Annotated in this window: 13 protein-coding genes; 11 read left to right on the forward strand and 2 right to left on the reverse strand. The window is 62.1% G+C overall.

The features are described 5' to 3' along the window. Positions 1–9: 9 nt before the first annotated feature. Entirely contained in the window at positions 10–1,206 is a 1,197-nt protein-coding gene (locus PZ897_RS10430) for a winged helix-turn-helix domain-containing protein (protein ID WP_275752208.1), read from the reverse strand. 360 nt (positions 1,207–1,566) lie between these two features. Here PZ897_RS10430 and PZ897_RS10435 point away from each other — a divergent pair, with 360 nt between their 5' ends. Together PZ897_RS10435 and PZ897_RS10440 are read left to right on the forward strand one after the other, a co-directional pair. Then, the gene (locus tag PZ897_RS10435) at positions 1,567–2,493 is read left to right on the forward strand and encodes a histone deacetylase family protein (protein WP_275752209.1); all 927 of its coding nucleotides are present in this window, start codon (positions 1,567–1,569) and stop codon (positions 2,491–2,493) included. Between the two features lie 3 nt (positions 2,494–2,496). After that, entirely contained in the window at positions 2,497–2,742 is a 246-nt protein-coding gene (locus tag PZ897_RS10440) for an exodeoxyribonuclease VII small subunit (RefSeq protein WP_275752210.1), read from the forward strand. A gap of 324 nt (positions 2,743–3,066) precedes the next feature. Here PZ897_RS10440 and PZ897_RS10445 read toward each other — a convergent pair whose 3' ends face one another. After that, complete coding sequence (locus PZ897_RS10445) at positions 3,067–3,276, reverse strand: hypothetical protein (protein ID WP_275752212.1); 210 nt, start codon at positions 3,274–3,276, stop codon at positions 3,067–3,069. A gap of 926 nt (positions 3,277–4,202) precedes the next feature. Between PZ897_RS10445 and dctP the strand changes: the two genes are divergently transcribed. From dctP to PZ897_RS10490, 9 genes are all read left to right on the forward strand, one after another. Continuing rightward, positions 4,203–5,216 (forward strand): TRAP transporter substrate-binding protein DctP, encoded by a 1,014-nt coding sequence (gene dctP / locus PZ897_RS10450; protein ID WP_275752213.1) that lies wholly within the window; start codon positions 4,203–4,205, stop codon positions 5,214–5,216. A gap of 9 nt (positions 5,217–5,225) precedes the next feature. Further along, positions 5,226–5,771 (forward strand): TRAP transporter small permease, encoded by a 546-nt coding sequence (locus PZ897_RS10455; protein WP_275752214.1) that lies wholly within the window; start codon positions 5,226–5,228, stop codon positions 5,769–5,771. Positions 5,772–5,774: 3 nt separating this feature from the next. Continuing rightward, complete coding sequence (locus PZ897_RS10460) at positions 5,775–7,064, forward strand: TRAP transporter large permease (protein ID WP_275752215.1); 1,290 nt, start codon at positions 5,775–5,777, stop codon at positions 7,062–7,064. Positions 7,065–7,082: 18 nt separating this feature from the next. Beyond that, a complete protein-coding gene (locus PZ897_RS10465) occupies positions 7,083–7,496 on the forward strand; it encodes an OsmC family protein (RefSeq protein WP_275752216.1) in 414 nt (137 codons plus the stop codon). Between the two features lie 78 nt (positions 7,497–7,574). After that, the gene (locus tag PZ897_RS10470; RefSeq protein WP_275752217.1) at positions 7,575–7,817 is read left to right on the forward strand and encodes a hypothetical protein; all 243 of its coding nucleotides are present in this window, start codon (positions 7,575–7,577) and stop codon (positions 7,815–7,817) included. A 103-nt stretch (positions 7,818–7,920) separates the two neighbouring features. Further along, a complete protein-coding gene (dxs, locus tag PZ897_RS10475; RefSeq protein WP_275752218.1) occupies positions 7,921–9,852 on the forward strand; it encodes a 1-deoxy-D-xylulose-5-phosphate synthase in 1,932 nt (643 codons plus the stop codon). 95 nt (positions 9,853–9,947) lie between these two features. Beyond that, positions 9,948–10,247, forward strand: a complete 300-nt coding sequence (locus PZ897_RS10480; protein ID WP_275752219.1) for a hypothetical protein — start codon at positions 9,948–9,950, stop codon at positions 10,245–10,247. Between the two features lie 72 nt (positions 10,248–10,319). Further along, the gene (locus PZ897_RS10485) at positions 10,320–11,087 is read left to right on the forward strand and encodes a TlyA family RNA methyltransferase (RefSeq protein ID WP_275752220.1); all 768 of its coding nucleotides are present in this window, start codon (positions 10,320–10,322) and stop codon (positions 11,085–11,087) included. Beyond that, positions 11,084–12,343 (forward strand): class I SAM-dependent RNA methyltransferase, encoded by a 1,260-nt coding sequence (locus PZ897_RS10490; RefSeq protein ID WP_275752221.1) that lies wholly within the window; start codon positions 11,084–11,086, stop codon positions 12,341–12,343. Before PZ897_RS10485 ends, PZ897_RS10490 begins: the two co-directional genes overlap by 4 nt. Positions 12,344–12,653 lie beyond the last annotated feature (310 nt).

The raw sequence follows: 12,653 nt of genomic DNA on the forward strand, positions 1-12,653 counted from the left end.
CTGAATAGTTTATGTGCTGTTGTTCCACCCGTCAGCATAGACAATTTCGCTCACGCCAGTGAAGCGCGCAAGCCGGACAAGTTCGGCATCAAGTCTGGCCATTCGGCCGGCTGAAGCGCGGATTTTTGGCTCCAGCCACAGCCGGGTGACATTGAGCGTCCCCGCCCTGCGATCGGCCTTCATGTCGATGCGCCCGATCATCCGGTCGCCTTCAAGCAGCGGAAAGACATAATAGCCATATTCGCGTTTGTGTTCGGGCACGAAGACCTCGATGCGGTAGCGGAAGCCAAACAGCCGCTCTGCCCGGTTGCGGTCGCGCAACAGCGGATCGAACGGGCTTAGCACACGAACGCGGGCGGGCGGTTCGGGCCAGTCTTGCAATTTCGGCGGCAGACCGGAAAAGCCAAAGGATGCGCGCGGTTTGGCCGTGCCGGCACACTCGATTTCGATTTCTTCGAGCTGTCGACGGTTGTCTGCGACCCAGGCCTTGGCCTCTTGCGGCGAGACCAGATCCCAAAACGCCGCGATTTCGCCATGGGTGGCGAAGCCGAGCCGTTGCAGCGCACTGCGGCAGGCCCACTCGACAAATTCGTCGTGGGAAACCTCAGCAGCAAGCTGATCCGCCGGGATCACGCGCTCGCTCAGATCGTAGATCTTCTGAAAGTTCCGGCGGGCGCTGATGGCAAGCTTGCCGGTGTGCCAGAGAAATTCGAGCGCCGTCTTTGACGGGTGCCATTGCCACCAGCCGCCGGACTTGTGATCGGCCTGCTTGACCTCGCGAGCCAGACAGGCGCCGCCGTCAGCAAACCGGGCATAGGTTTCGTCGAACACCTTGTCGAAGCCTTCGCCGCGCCATTTTGCCCAGCGCTTGCGCAAGCTCTCCTCCTGGCGCGCAAACCGGTGTTTCCAATAGGGATAGAAGGCGGTCGGAACAATCGCCGCATCGTGGGTCCAGTGCTCAAACAGCGCCCTGTCCTCTTCCAGCAACTGGCGCAGATGATCCCGCCGGAAGGTCTGGTTGCGGGAAAACAGGATCTGGTTGTGGGCGCGCTCGACGGTGGAGATGCTGTCGACCTGGACAAAGCCAAGGTCACAAATGAGTTGCAACAGATCCGGCTTGCCCAGCGCCCGCGACGGCGGCGCCGAAAGCCCCTGTTTGGCCAGGAAAATCCGCCGCGCTGTCTTGTTCGAGATCTGAATCACCATGGCCGCAGCCTACACGTGTTCGCGCTTTGTTCAAAAGCGAAAATCTGGCGATTGCCAAAAGCCGAGCCATACCCGGTCGCCTCATCGGCTCTCCGGAACCGAAAATCGCCACCGGGTCCAGAAGCCGGCAGCCCCGACGCCACCTGCGCGATTGGCGCCTGTCACCCGCAGCATCGCGCCCCCTCCCCAAAGCCGCCCTTAGCCCCGGCCTGTAATGACCCAGAGGCGTTGTGCTCCACCCCCGTGGTAGCAAATCCGGCCCGATTGCCCTGCCGGTTTTATCGGCTGACGGAAAAAACAGACCGGGTGGCTGGTGGATCGGCACTGGCATCAGCGCCATTTCATCGCTAGATAGATTTCATGACCACGTTTTATTTTTCCAATCCAATCAGCCTCGAACATCTGGTGCCTGCCGGCCATCCCGAACGGCCCGACCGGATGAAAGCGCTCGAGGCTGTCTTTGAACATGAGCATTTCAACTCGCTGGTGCGGCATCTGGCGCCTGAGGCCGCCGCTGAAGCGGTGCTGCTGGCGCATCCGGAGCATTATCTCGAACGGATCCGCGCATCCATTCCCGAGAGCGGATTTGCGCGGATCGATTCCGACACCACGGCCAGTCCGCGGTCGATGGAAGCGGCGCTGATTTCGGTTGGCGGCGCGATGGCGGCGGTGGATGCGGTGTTCAAAAAGCAAGCCGACAACGCCTTTGTCGCAACCCGGCCTCCCGGCCACCATGCCGAGAAGAACACCTCGATGGGTTTCTGCCTGTTCAACCAGGCGGCGATTGCCGCACGGCACGCGCAACGGGCGTATGGTGCCGAACGGGTGGCGATCGTTGACTGGGACGTGCACCACGGCAACGGCACCCAGGATATTTTCTACGACGACGACAGCGTGATCTATTGCTCGACCCATCAGATGCCGCTTTATCCGGGAACCGGTGCCCTCAGGGAGACCGGCAAGGGCAACATCTTCAACGCGCCCCTGTCAGCCAATGACGGCAGTGACCATTTCCGCGAGGCATTCAAGACCCGGATTCTGCCGGCGCTGGAGGAGGCGCATGCGGATCTAATCATCATCTCCGCCGGATTTGACGCGCATCACCGCGATCCGCTGGCCGAAATCAACCTGGTCGCCGACGATTTCGACTGGGCCACCGGCAAGCTGATGGAGATCGCCGGACGGCACGCCGGCAACCGGGTCGTCAGCCTGCTTGAAGGCGGTTATGATCTCGTCGGCCTCGCCGAATCGGCGGCGGCCCATGTGATCCGGCTGCAAGAGGGATAATCGATGAGTGACGCCAACGACATGACAGCCATGAGTTTCGAACAGGCCGTGGCGGAACTCGAACGCATCGTCGAGCAGCTGGAACGCGGCGACGTGGCGCTCGACAAGTCGATCGAGATCTATGAGCGCGGCGAGGCGCTGAAGGCCCATTGCGAGAAACTGCTTTCGGCGGCGGAAAAGCGCATCGAGAAGATCCGGCTCGACCGCCAGGGCCAGCCGGTCGGCACGGAGCCGCTCGACGCCGAGTAACTTTACAGTCACACGTGGACGACATCTGGCGCTCCCCCGACGGTGAAGGTGGCGGGGCCAGCGCCTGTGGTTCTATTCGGCGCTGTTGAGGATCGGGGGCATCGCGCTCAGATGGGCACCGGTGCGCCATACCGGGCAAGCGGGTCAATCACTTCGGCAATTGCTGAAGCAGACGGTCCTCCAGCGCCTTCTGTCCGAACCAGTTGAGACGGTTGATGCAGGCATAACCCTTGTCTATCAAATCGTTCTCGTCGCCATCTGTCGTCTCATGCGCGTCCGCGCGGTATGATCAGCGTCGTCACATCCCCGTCGGTTCCGACCCTGTCAGCAAGGACCGGCGCTGCCCATGCCGTCAACGGTGAGCAGCGGGCAATCCGGAAACGGTTCACCGTCAGACCAGTCGACGGCAAGCGCCAGCTGTTGCCGCAGCAGTTCCTGCGTGGAGGGCGCAAAGGCGTTCTGGGCAAGAATCTGTATGGAAATCGGTTCGCGCATTGCCTGATGAATGGCAAATCTGCCAGGCAATATGGCCATGATTTCCAAGGGTTTGCCTGAAGCCGGTACAGGCAGCAGGCACCCGGATGGATGGGCGGCTATCGAGTTCTCGATCTCGGTGCTGCGCTGCAACCCCGAAGCTGCAACCCCAAAATTGAATCGGCGGCAGAGGATGTATCCAGCAAAATCAGGTCGCACCGCGGCACAGGATCCATCACGAACACGCTGCTTCCCGGCGTGACATCGGCACAATAAACTGCCTGATGCTGACCATCATCAACGTGGAACCATAGGCCGCCGACCACATGGCCCGATCGCCCGCTCACTATCGTGAACTGGCCGACGCGCAAGGTGTCGCCGGGGGTGAACAGTTCAACCCGACAGCGATCTGGCGGTGAGCTTCTTTGAACGCTTTGCCGGCGAAACGCCGAACTGGTCCGCCCGGGCTGTTCTTGCCACGAGGCCATGAACAACGGCTGTCCACCGTATCGCGAAGAGACGGCCTGCCTTCACGGCATATATGAAATGAGCGCTGCAGCGCGGCCGCCGCCGCTCACCTTCGCAGACATCGGCCTGTCGGCAATTTCCTCGCTCAATCCGACTGGCTTTCGCCTGATGGGCGGTCAGACATCACAATATTCTAAAAAACAGCGAAATCGTGCGTGAACATTCCTCGCAACGCTTGGCCAGATGTGGTGTGGTCGTTGATCAAGCCACCTGGGAAGCAACAAGGGTTACTTATTCCACAGTCAGCAACCGCTGGGGGTGCCCCGCCTTTGGCCTACAACGCCATGGTCGCTCATCCAATAGGCGGAGGTTGTCGCCACCATCCGAACGCTCACCAGGCGGGCGATGCTCACGACCGACGGAACCCTCAATTGCGAGCGAGGACAGTCGGTCATTTTTTGAAGTACAATGCCTCGCACTCAAGGGCCAAAGGTCCGACCAATGAAAAGAGACAGCATATGAAAACCATCATCCGCACAGCCGCTCTGTGTGTAGCCTTGGCAGGCTCGACGGCATCCGCCAGCTTCGCCGAAGAATGGCGCCTCAACAATTTCCTCCCGGAAACGCGACCCGAATCAGCACAGCTCGAACAATTCGCTGCCGAGGTGAACACCGCACTGGCTGACAAGGATTTCTCGATCAAGGTCTACAGCGGCGGGTCGCTGGGCTTTCCCAACACCGACCTCCTGCGCGTGCTGCCGACCGGCGCGATCGAGATGAGCTTGATGTGGTCGAACTATCTCGGCCGCGATGCCCCGGCGCTGAGCACGGTGTTCGTGCAGGGCGCTATCAGCACAGTGGATGAACTCAAGGCGGTCCTGCCGGTGGCGCAGGAGATCTACATCAACGAATATCAGGACTGGGACGTGACCACGGTCGGCTTCGTCGCCATCCCGACCTTGTCGGTCTCCCTGTTCTGTAGCGAAAAGCCGATCAGCACGCTCGCCGATCTGAAGGGAATCAAGCTGCGCGTCTGGGCGCGCGAGCAGGTGGAGACCTTCACCCGGCTCGGCGTGTCGGCGCAGATCATCCCGCAGGAGGAAACCTATGTGGCGTTGAAGACCGGTGTGGTCGACTGCGCGCTTTATCCAGCCCTCTACGCTCACACCATCTCGCTGCAGGAAGTGACCAAATACGCCTCATTCCTCTACCCGATGGCTTCGGCGCCCTACACGCTCGGTGTGGCAACCGACCGCTGGGAAAAGACCGATGAGACGGTGAAGGCGGAGATCATCAAGGCGGCCGACGCGCTCTGGGCCCGCACCAACCAGTACGACACCGACCTGGAGAAAGAGCTGGACGCGCGCAAGAAGCTCACCGAGATGGGTATCGTCTGGGGTGACGATTTCCCCGAGTCCGACCGGGCGCTGTTCCTGGAAGCCGTTTCCGAGACGTGGCAGATGCTTGCCGAGGAAGCCGGTGGAAACGCGCTCGACTACCGGCAGCGCGTCCTGACTGCGCTCGGCCGCTGATCCCTGTCCGTGGCAAAATTCAAACGCACGTCCGCGCTTGGGCTGGAATATCTGGCCCTCGGCCTCGCTGTGCTGGCGACGATGATCATGACGGGAATCGTTGCGGTCATCGTCACCAGCGTGGTGATGCGGCGGTTTGCGAACTCGCCATTGCACATCGCCGAGGACCTCATCGGCCTCATGCTGAGTGCGTCGCTGTTTCTTGGCCTGCCGCTGGTGACGCTCAGGGCGCAGCACATACGGGTTTCGATCGTCGCCGAAGCGTTGAAAGCCCGGTTCGAGACGCCAGTGCGGGTCGCCGCATTGCTGGTCGGGCTGATGTTCTTCGGGTGGATCGTTTTCGAGGCCATCCCCTGGCTTGAATTTGCCTGGAAGCGCAACCTCAAGACCGAGAACTCGCGCGTTCTGCTCTATCCCTGGATGGCGGTCCTGCCGCTGTCGCTGGGTTTGACCTGGCTGATCTTCCTGGCGCGGCTCGTCGGTGTTCTGGAGCCTGAAAACCACATGCCGCTGGAATCGCTTCCCGACATTGCTGTCTCTGACGGACAGGGCTGAACCATGTTCTGGGCAACACTGGGCGGAATCTTGGTGGTCGGCGCATCGACGGGTGTGGCGCTGGGCGCGGCACTGGGCTTGACCGGGCTGGTGCTGTTGCACTTCTTCTCGAACGGAGCGACCTCACTCGCCGTCGACGCGATCTGGCGCGTCTTCAACTCGTTCACGCTCAGCGCGGTGCCGCTGTTCATCCTGCTCGGCGAGATTTTGCTGCGCAGCGGCATCAGCAGCCGCGTTTATTCAGCCTTCTCGCCGGTATTCCGGCGCATTCCCGGCGGCCTGCTGCACACCAATATTGCAGTCTGCACCCTCTTCGGGGCGGTCAGCGGTTCGAGCCTCTCGACGGCGGCGGCGGTCGGTTCGGTCGCCTATCCCGAGATGATCAAGCGCGGCTACGACAGAAACGTCATCGTCGGCAGCCTGGCGGGCGGCGGCACTCTCGGGCTGCTCATTCCACCCAGCCTGTCCTTCCTTATTTACGGCGCCTTGACCGAGACTTCGATAGGCCGGTTGTTCGTAGCCGGCATCCTGCCGGGGCTGATGGTGGCTGCCATGTTCATGACCTATATCTGCGTCAAGGCGGTGCGACATCCGCATGTCGCGCCGGTGGATCCGACACGGAAGTCATTGCGCGATATCGTGCTCGGTTTCGGTCAGATCTGGCCGCTTCTGATCCTGGTCGCGGCGGTGATCGGCAGCATCATCGGCGGGCTCGCAACGCCGACAGAAGCCGCTGGCGTCGGTGTTGTCATCGCCGCAATCATCTCGATGATCTGGGGCGAGCTGACGCTTTCGAAGCTCGCCGGTGCGGTCTTCCACTCGGCGCTGTTGTTCTCGGCTGTCGGCTTTGTGGTCCTGGGAGCGGCCATTCTCGGCCTCTCGGTCAGCATTCTCGGGGTGCCGCAGCAAATCCTGAGTGTTGTCGCCGAGAGTGGCCTCGACCGTTACAGCATCCTCCTCCTCGTCGTGCTGATCTACCTGATCCTCGGCTGTTTCCTCGACGGGCTGTCGCTGATGATCATGACGCTTCCGGTGGTGTTTCCCCTGCTTACCGGCCTTGGTTATGACGCGATCTGGGTCGGTGTCCTCATCACCATCGTGATCGAGATCGGCCAGGTGACACCCCCGGTCGGGTTGAACCTGTCGGTGCTGTCGAGCCTGACAAGGAACGAGGTCAGTCTCGGGCATGCTGCCAGGGCGACGGTGCCCTACTGGATCATCCATCTCCTCGCCATTTTCATTCTGACGATGTTCCCGATCATCGCGCTTTATCTTCCCAACCTCCTGTTCTGAGCGAAAGGCCAAAACGACATGGTTAAAATCAAGCCGAAACAGTTCGGACCGGTCAACGTGCTGTTCGACGGTGCAGACGCGGTTACCTTCGCGCAGGCCGATCTGACGCAGGCGCAGCAGCATCCGCCCCGGTCGTCGCCTGTCGTCACCCTGCTGGCCTCCCTCGGCCATTGCCTTGTCGAATCGATCCGGATCATTGCCCGCCGCGAAGACCTGGCACTGGCCCCTTTCACCATCTCCATCACCGCCGAAAAGACGCTCGACCTGCCCGGCAGATTGAAAGGAATCCGCTGCGTCGTACACGGCAATCCGGTCGCTGATCCGCGCCTTGCCCTCGGACTTGTGACGAACGCCAAGTCAATTTGCACGGTCAGCAACTCGCTTGATTGCGATACTCAAGTTACCTTGTCTCAGTCGAAAACCCCTGGCTGACGGGCGAGCGATCATCATCTCCCGGTGTTTTTCGGAGATGACATTGTTCCAGGCGGCCATCCCGGCCGTTGCGCTGTCATGAGCTATCGCGTTTCGTCATCGAGAATAGGTCATTTCCGGCGAGGCCGGCTGGAAGCGCGCGCCTTTTCGTTCGGTGAGCGGACACTCGCTCCGCTGAGCGGTGAGGCGTTTCATCCCGACACCAAGGGCCTGCCCTGCAACCTGAGGCTTTTTTCCTATTTTGCGGATCGCAATGGTTGGCAATTTGCATTCAAGCCATACCTATTCGGGATCGATCGGGGTATTCTGTTGAAACGTTGAAATTTATCATGTGGCAACTGCGCCCGGATCCTCTTTCGGATGCTTGTTCGGGTTTACAGCTTCGGGTATCCGGGCTACGCCGAAGGCAATTGTGAGGCCTAATGTGACCAATCCGCCAGTAACCCCGCTTCTGGACACCGTCCGGTTCCCGTCCGATCTCAGAGGCATCGATGACAAGCTGTTGCCGCAGCTTGCTGCAGAGCTGCGCGCCGAAATGATTGATGCGGTGTCGCGAACCGGCGGTCATCTGGGCGCGGGTCTGGGCGTGGTCGAACTGACGATTGCCATTCACAAGGTGTTCGATACCCCGCATGACCGGCTGATCTTCGATGTCGGCCATCAATGCTACCCGCACAAGATCCTGACCGGACGGCGCGACAGAATTCGCACGCTGCGTCAGCAAGATGGTCTGTCCGGCTTCACCAAGCGCGACGAAAGCGAATACGATCCGTTCGGCGCGGCGCATTCCTCGACGTCGATCTCGGCTGGCCTCGGCATGGCGGTGGCAAGCGGCCTGACCGCCACACCACGCAATGTGGTGTCGGTGATCGGCGACGGCGCGATGTCGGCCGGCATGGCCTATGAAGCGCTCAACAATGCCGGTGCGCTGGATGCGCGGCTGATCGTCATTCTCAACGACAACGACATGTCGATCGCTCCGCCGACGGGTGCGATGAGCGCCTATCTGGCGCGCATGGCCTCGGGGCGCACCTATATGGGCTTCCGCGAGTTCGGCAAGAAGCTGACCGCCTATCTGGGCAAGAACATCGATCGCGCCATCACCCGCGCCGTCGAGCATGCGCGTGGCTATGTGACCGGCGGCACCATGTTCGAGGAACTCGGATTTTACCACATCGGCCCGATTGACGGCCACAATCTCGATCATTTGCTGCCGGTGTTGCGCAATGTGCGCGACAATGGCGATGGCCCGGTGCTCATTCACGTGGTGACGCAGAAAGGCAAGGGCTATGCGCCGGCCGAAGCCGCCGCCGACAAGTATCACGGTGTTTCCAAGTTCGACGTGGTCACCGGAACCCAGGCCAAGGCCAAGCCCAATGCCCCCAGTTACACCGCCGTGTTCGGCGAGGCACTGGTGCAGGAAGCCGGCCATGATGACAGGATAGTTGCGATCACCGCGGCGATGCCGGGCGGAACCGGGGTCGACAAGTTCGCCAAGGCGTTTCCCGGACGCAGCTTCGATGTCGGAATTGCCGAGCAACATGCGGTGACCTTCGCCGCCGGCATGGCAACCGAGGGGTTGAAGCCGTTTTGCGCGATCTACTCGACCTTCCTGCAGCGCGGTTACGATCAGGTGGTCCACGATGTGGCGATCCAGAAGCTGCCGGTGCGGTTTCCGATCGACCGGGCCGGGTTTGTCGGCGCAGACGGAGCCACCCATGCAGGCTCCTTCGACACCGCCTATCTGGCCTGCCTGCCCGGGTTCGTGGTGATGGCTGCGTCCGACGAGGCCGAACTCAAGCACATGGTGCGCACGGCTGCAGCCTATGACGAAGGCCCGATCTCGTTCCGCTATCCGCGCGGTGAAGGGGTCGGCGTCGAAATGCCCGAACGCGGCTCGATCCTGGAGATCGGCAAGGGCCGGATTGTGCGCGAAGGAACCAAGGTCGCGCTCCTGTCGTTCGGAACGCGGCTGGCCGAATGCCTGGTTGCTGCCGAGGACCTCGATGCGGCCGGTCTTTCCACAAGCGTTGCCGATGCCCGTTTCGCCAAGCCGCTCGACCATGATCTGATCCGCCAGCTGGCCCGCCACCACGAAGTTCTGATCACCATCGAGGAAGGCTCTGTCGGCGGCTTTGGCAGCCATGTGCTTCATTTCCTGGCAACCGAAGGCCTGCTTGACGGCGGCTTGCGGGTGCGCTCGATGGTCATGCCCGACCTGTTCATGGACCACGCCTCGCCCGACGCGATGTATGCGCGCGCCGGGCTCGACCGCAACGGCATTGTCGAGACGGTTTTTCGAGCCTTGAACGCCGAAAGCCGCCCAGGCGCTCAGGTTACCATTCTGAAACCATAGGCGTTTGCCGGTTTCTAACCACGTCCCTTTGGCGTTCCGAAAGGTCCCTTTGATAGTCTTCGCACAGACCATCAGAAACAGGGGACATTTCGGCAATGGCGGCAACAGCTGTAAGAAAAAGCCAGGCACGGCTGCTCGCGACAGCCTCGATTGTTGCCTGTGCCATGGTTCCAGCCGCGGTGGCCCAGAAACAGCCGGTCTATGACAGGCGTATCGAGGAAGCCGCGATCCGGATGCTGGTTCCCAAACTCGGCGATATCCGCGGCTCGCTTGATCTCAAGATCGAGCAGCATCTCTACCCTGCCGCAAGCGAGCGCAGACGCGACCGCAAGGCCGGTGATGGTCCGGTACAATCGCGGCGGCGGAATGAGCAGGGCAGTATCCTGAGTTACTGACGCACGGCATTGTCAATGCGGCCTCACACAAATCTCTTGCCCTGACGCTCCGTCCGGGCCAAGACGGCGTTCATGGCAGACGCTTCTCCGCGCACATTTCCGGACAAGGACCGGCTGGACCAGATGCTGGTCCGTCTCGGCTATTACGAAAGCCGGTCGCGGGCGCGTGACGCCATCGCCCGTGGTGCCGTCACGGTCGACGGCAAAGCTGCTTCCAAGCCGGGCATGATGGTCACCGCTGCCATTGCTGTCTCTCTGTCCGATCCCGCGCGCGACTATGTTTCGAGGGCGGCGCTGAAACTCAAGGCCGGTCTCGACGCGTTCGGCTTTGATCCCTCCGGCCGGGCGAGCCTGGACATCGGCGCCTCGACCGGCGGCTTTACCCAGGTGCTGCTTGCGGCGGGTGCGGCCCATGTCATTGCGGTCGATGTCGGCCATGGCCAGTTGCATGCCTCACTCGACGCTGATCCAAGGGTCAGCAATCTTGAAGGCGTGAATGCACGCGAACTCAACCGCGCGCATCTTGGCGGTCATGACATTGGCGCCGTGGTGTCAGATGTCAGTTTCATCTCGCTGAAGCTGGCGCTGCCGCCGGCACTTGACCTTGCCGCTTCGGGCAGCTTTGCGGTGATGCTGGTCAAGCCGCAATTCGAGGCCGGACGGTCAGCCATCGGCAAGGGCGGGCTGCTCAAGAATACTGCCCTCGGGCCGGTGATCGCCGATGATCTCGCCGCATGGCTCGACGGACTGCCGGGCTGGCGGGCAGTGGGGCCGGTGCCCTCGCCGATCGAAGGCAGCGACGGCAACCAGGAATTTCTCATTGGAGGCGTCAAATCATGAGCGCTCAGAAGCTAGATATCACCCGGCTCGGCGGACAGGGCGACGGCATTGCCGACACCTCCAATGGTCCGGTTTTCGTGCCGTTTACCGTGCCCGGCGATACCATCAACGCGGCGGTCGAGAAAGGCCGCGCCTCGTTGATGGCGGTGCTTGAGCCGTCATCCGACCGGGTGACCCCGCCATGCCCGCATTTCGGCCCCGATGACGACAATGCCGGATGCGGCGGCTGCGCCCTGCAGCATGTGGCCGACGGCGCCTACCGGGCCTGGAAACACGGCCTGGTGGTCGCGGCGCTTAAAAGCCGCGGCATCGACACCGACGTCGCACCGCTGGTTGCCTGCGCACCGGGGGCGCGGCGGCGGGTGGTGTTTGCAGCCCGGCGCACCGACAAGGGCGCGATTCTGGGCTTCAACCGCGCCTCGAGCCATCAGATCGTGCCCATTGATGCCTGCCTTGTCGCCACCGCGCCGATCAACCAGGGCCTGCCGGGATTGAGGCGGCTGGCCACTGCCGTGGCCGTCGGCAAGGAGGCATTCCGCTTCTCGGTGCTTGATGCGGCGCCGGGCTTCGACATCGCTGTCGACGCGCCGTTTTCACTCAAGGAGCCCGACCGGCTCAGGATCATCGCCGCAGTGCGCGCCGAGCCAACGGTGACCCGGCTCAGCTTCAATGGCGAGATCCTGATCGAGAAACAGCCGCCCGAACTCAGCTTCGGCGCCGTGATCGTCAACCCGCCGCCGGGTGGCTTCGTTCAGGCCAGCAATGCGGCCGAACAGGTGATGGGTGACCTGGTCAGCGCCCATCTCGCCAAATCCAAGCGGGTGGCCGACCTGTTTTCAGGCTCGGGCACGTTTGCGCTCAGGCTGGCCCGGCACAGCCACGTCCATGCAGTGGAAGCCGACGGCCCTTCCCTCAGCGCGCTAGACAGAGCGGCACGGCGCACATTGGGGTTGAAGCCGGTGAGCGTGGAAAAGCGCGACCTGTTCCGCCGTCCCTTGATGCTTTCGGAACTCAAGCCCTATCAGGGGCTGGTGTTTGATCCGCCGCGCGCCGGCGCAGAGGTGCAGGTCGGCGACATCGCCCGCTCGACGGTCAAGCGCATCGCCGCGGTCTCGTGCAATCCGGTGACGCTGGCGCGCGATCTCGAAATCCTGATCAAGGGCGGCTACAAGATCCTGTCGGTGACGCCGATCGACCAGTTTTTGTGGTCCAGCCATGTCGAAGTGGTGGCGCTGCTGGAACGGCCGAAGCGGTAGAGACTGCCTCCCCTGCGCGACCACACCCCGCGCCAAAACCCCGCGCGCGAACCAATCTTCGCCGACGGCCTGGGGCAGTTTCTCGTCCGGGAAAAATCCGGACTCGTGGGGCGCGGGCGACAGGCCCGTGGTGGTTGGAAGAAGTGGCTTGGCGCGGTCACCCGCACCCCACCGGCAAGGGACGCCAGCGCCTTCCGGGCGCAAGCGGGCCTCCTTCCCGCGAAACTCGACGCGAGCCCTGGGCGGTTTCGTCTCGTTCGGACCTTTGGGGACCGAACCCCGCCGTTTCCCACCCGCGCCCGGCGGATCG

It is taken from the genome of Hoeflea sp. YIM 152468 (assembly GCF_029210485.1).
GTDB lineage: Bacteria > Pseudomonadota > Alphaproteobacteria > Rhizobiales > Rhizobiaceae > Hoeflea.

Bases quoted from the DNA above. Each gene is read 5' to 3' on its own strand.
- PZ897_RS10430 (WP_275752208.1), bottom strand. From the start codon at position 1,206: ATGGTGATTCAGATCTCGAACAAGACAGCGCGGCGGATTTTCCTGGCC.
- PZ897_RS10435 (WP_275752209.1), top strand. From the start codon at position 1,567: ATGACCACGTTTTATTTTTCCAATCCAATCAGCCTCGAACATCTGGTG.
- PZ897_RS10440 (WP_275752210.1), top strand. From the start codon at position 2,497: ATGAGTGACGCCAACGACATGACAGCCATGAGTTTCGAACAGGCCGTG.
- PZ897_RS10445 (WP_275752212.1), bottom strand. From the start codon at position 3,276: ATGGCCATATTGCCTGGCAGATTTGCCATTCATCAGGCAATGCGCGAA.
- dctP (WP_275752213.1), top strand. From the start codon at position 4,203: ATGAAAACCATCATCCGCACAGCCGCTCTGTGTGTAGCCTTGGCAGGC.
- PZ897_RS10460 (WP_275752215.1), top strand. From the start codon at position 5,775: ATGTTCTGGGCAACACTGGGCGGAATCTTGGTGGTCGGCGCATCGACG.
- PZ897_RS10465 (WP_275752216.1), top strand. From the start codon at position 7,083: ATGGTTAAAATCAAGCCGAAACAGTTCGGACCGGTCAACGTGCTGTTC.
- PZ897_RS10470 (WP_275752217.1), top strand. From the start codon at position 7,575: ATGAGCTATCGCGTTTCGTCATCGAGAATAGGTCATTTCCGGCGAGGC.
- PZ897_RS10480 (WP_275752219.1), top strand. From the start codon at position 9,948: ATGGCGGCAACAGCTGTAAGAAAAAGCCAGGCACGGCTGCTCGCGACA.
- PZ897_RS10485 (WP_275752220.1), top strand. From the start codon at position 10,320: ATGGCAGACGCTTCTCCGCGCACATTTCCGGACAAGGACCGGCTGGAC.
- PZ897_RS10490 (WP_275752221.1), top strand. From the start codon at position 11,084: ATGAGCGCTCAGAAGCTAGATATCACCCGGCTCGGCGGACAGGGCGAC.